Genomic DNA, 3,043 nt, shown 5'->3' with positions numbered 1-3,043 from the left:
GAAAGCGCTCGGCCGTTCGTTCCCCGGTCCGATGTCCTGGTGCCACACTGCCGGGTGGAACGGACTCCGGGCAAGCCGACGAAAGTCTCCGGTGTCCGCGACTCAAGAAGCTTTTCCTGTCGGCCTCTTCTCGTCGGCCATTTCTCGTCGGCTTCTTCTCGTCGGCCGTTTCTCATCGGCCTTCTTTCGGACATCCCTGTCTCCTCCCAGGAGGGCTCCCGCGCCCGCGTGCGGCGGCCACCCCCGCGAGGCGCTGAACGGCAGGCCCCGGCGGTGGCGCCCGGGACCGGTGACACCGGACGGGCCGCCGCCCGCCGCCGTCTTCGCCACCGCGGCACTGATCTCGTGGTCCTGCTCGTGGTGCCCCACGGTTGCCCCGGTCCCGTCCGTCACCCGAGTGTGGGAAGTGCACTCCTGCCACTGAGACCACAGAGGTGGCACGGACAGGAACATGGGGGAACAGTTGCTCAGCTCATCGTCAACCGCCCGCCCCGGGTCAACGGGCCCCGCGGGCCGCGTACCCGGCTCACCGCTCCGGCTCGGCGTGCCGGTCCCGGCGGACGCGCGCGTGGCAGCGCACGCCTCGGACCCGGCTCCCGCGACGGAGCGCTCAGTCGGCTGCGCCGACAACCGGGGCTCGTCCTCCGCGAGAAGTCCGACCGCTCCGGGCCGACTCACCACAGGGTGGACGCCCCGGCGGCCGGCCGCCCTGAGGTCCGGCATCGTCGTCCGGCCGGCCACCAGAACCGCGGCCTGAGCCGCCCCGGCGGCTCACCGTCCGCGGCGATGAGGTGACCGGCGCGTGCGCCGCGGCCCGGCACAGGGCACGCACCACTGTGCGGGACACCGGCACCACACCGGTCACCGGTGACCTGATCGCCGAATCCGCCGCGGACCTCGCGACCACGCTCACCCGCCATGGTGCCGTGGCCCTCACCGCCGGTGCCCACGGCACCGGAACGGACAGACCCCACACTCATCGAAGGCCAGGGCCCGGAGAGAGCCGCCGACTCCGGACGGCGTGCCGGGGTCCCGCGCTTCGTCCCATGCGCTGTCCGCCGCGTCGGCCGGTGCGGCCGGTTAGGCCGTATTGCGGCTGTAGTGCGGCCGTGGGGAGCCGGTTGAACGGAACCGATCCGTTTTCCGCAGCCATCAACGCCGATGGCATTCGTCACCTTCGAGAAAGAAGCACGTCTTGATGCGCGAACTCTTCTCCGGCGTCCGACCGGTGAACTGCGCGATGGAAGGAATCGTGTGGCACAGCTAGCAGATATTCCCGTAGCGCCGGAGGGGCGGCCGTGCGTCGGGGTGGTGTACGGCGGGCCGTCCGCCGAGCATGAAGTGTCGGCCGCCTCGGCGCTGGCCGTCATCCGCGGGCTCCGTGCCACCCGGTTCCGTCCCGTCGCCATCGGGATAGACAGGGACGGGCACTGGAGGCTGCCCCCGGCCCGCGCCGTCGAGGAGGCCGTGACCGCGCGGCCGGACGGGCCGGCCATCCGGGACCGGCTGACCGCCGATGGTGTCCGGGTCGAACTCCGGCACGGCGGCCGACTCGTCTCGTCCGAGTCCCCGGAAGCGGTCATCGAGCGGCTCGATGTCGTGTTTCCCGTGATGCACGGGCCGTACGGCGAGGACGGGGTTATCCAGGGCTATCTGGAGGCCCTTGACGTGCCATACGTGGGATCCGGCGTGGCCGCCTCCGCGGTCGGCATGGACAAGGTGGCCATGCGGCGTGCGTTCGCAGCCGAAGGCATCCCGGTCGTCCCGGGCACCTGGTACACCCGGCGGCAGTGGCTGCTCGGCGAGGATCCGCTGACAGCGGCCGACGGATTGCCCTGGCCCCGGTTCGTCAAGCCGGCCGCCATGGGGTCCTCCATCGGCGTCTCGCGGGCGAACGATCCGGCCGGGCTGGCCCACGCCGTCGACGAGGCGTTCCGGTACGACGATGTCGTCCTGGTGGAGGAGGGGATCACCGCCAGGGAACTGCTCTGCGGCGTCATCGGTGACGCCGACGACGCCGAAGCCTCCGTACCGTCCGAACTCACGGTCACCGGCGACTTCTCCGACTACGCGCAGAAGTACCTCACGGGCGCCACGGTGACCTCTCCCGCGGATGTGCCGGCCGACGTCACCGCAAAGGTGCGCGAGTTGTCGCTCCGGGCGTTCCGCGCGATCGGCGGATACGGCCTGGCACGGGTCGATTTCCTGTACGACGAGGCTGGCGGCAGGCTGTATGTCGGGGAGATCAACACGATGCCCGGGTTCACCGCGCGTTCGGTGTTCGCCCGGGGCTGGGCCGAAAGCGGGGTGATGTACGAGCAGCTGCTCGACCGTCTCATCGGCCTCGCCTTCGCCCGGCACGCGCGCGGACGTGACCGCGCCCGCCGCTCCGGGTTCGCGGTCGAGGGGGCACGGTGATCCCCCTGACGCTGGAGGAGATCGCCCGGGTCGTGGACGGGACGGTGCACGGGAGCGCGGGTCCGGGGCTCACGGTCACGGGCCCGGTGGTCATCGACTCCCGCGAGGTGACGGCGGGCGCGTTGTTCGCGGCCATTGTGGGAGAGCGAAGCGACGGCCACGACTTCGCGCCCGAGGTGTACGCCGCCGGCGCCGTCGCGGTGCTGGGGTCCCGCCCCGTCGACGGGCCGTGCGTGGTGGTGGACGACGTGGTCACAGCGCTGACCGGACTCGCCGGATTCGTCCGGGACCGGCTGAGTCCCGTCGTCATCGGGCTCACCGGGTCGGTGGGCAAGACCACGACCAAGGACCTGCTCGCCCAGATCCTCGAACACGAGGCGCCGACGGTCGCCACCTCGCGTTCGTTCAACAACGAGATAGGGCTCCCGCTGACCATCCTGCGCGCTGAGCGGCGGACCCGTTACCTCGTCCTGGAGATGGGCGCCGCGAGGCCGGGTGACATCACCCATCTGGTGCGGCTGGGACGGCCGCAGGTCGGCATGGTGCTCAATGTCGGGCCGGCGCACATGCTCACGATGGGCGGCATCGGCGGTGTCGTGCAGACGAAGGCCGAGATGGTGCGGGA

The 3,043-nt window shown here is 71.3% G+C and carries 2 protein-coding genes; both read left to right on the top strand.

The window, feature by feature from the left end; translation table 11 throughout:
- The first annotated feature begins 1,254 nt into the window (after positions 1–1,254).
- Positions 1,255–2,418, top strand: coding sequence for a D-alanine--D-alanine ligase family protein (locus ACWF94_RS24135; RefSeq protein ID WP_453492106.1), 1,164 nt, complete (start codon positions 1,255–1,257; stop codon positions 2,416–2,418).
- Positions 2,415–3,043 (top strand): UDP-N-acetylmuramoyl-tripeptide--D-alanyl-D-alanine ligase (locus ACWF94_RS24130; RefSeq protein WP_453492103.1); only part of this gene is annotated, 629 nt, incomplete at its 3' end. The genes ACWF94_RS24135 and ACWF94_RS24130, both read left to right, overlap by 4 nt.

This window comes from Streptomyces sp. NPDC055078 (assembly GCF_053607985.1).
This window is presented reverse-complemented; position numbering and strand designations above follow the sequence as displayed.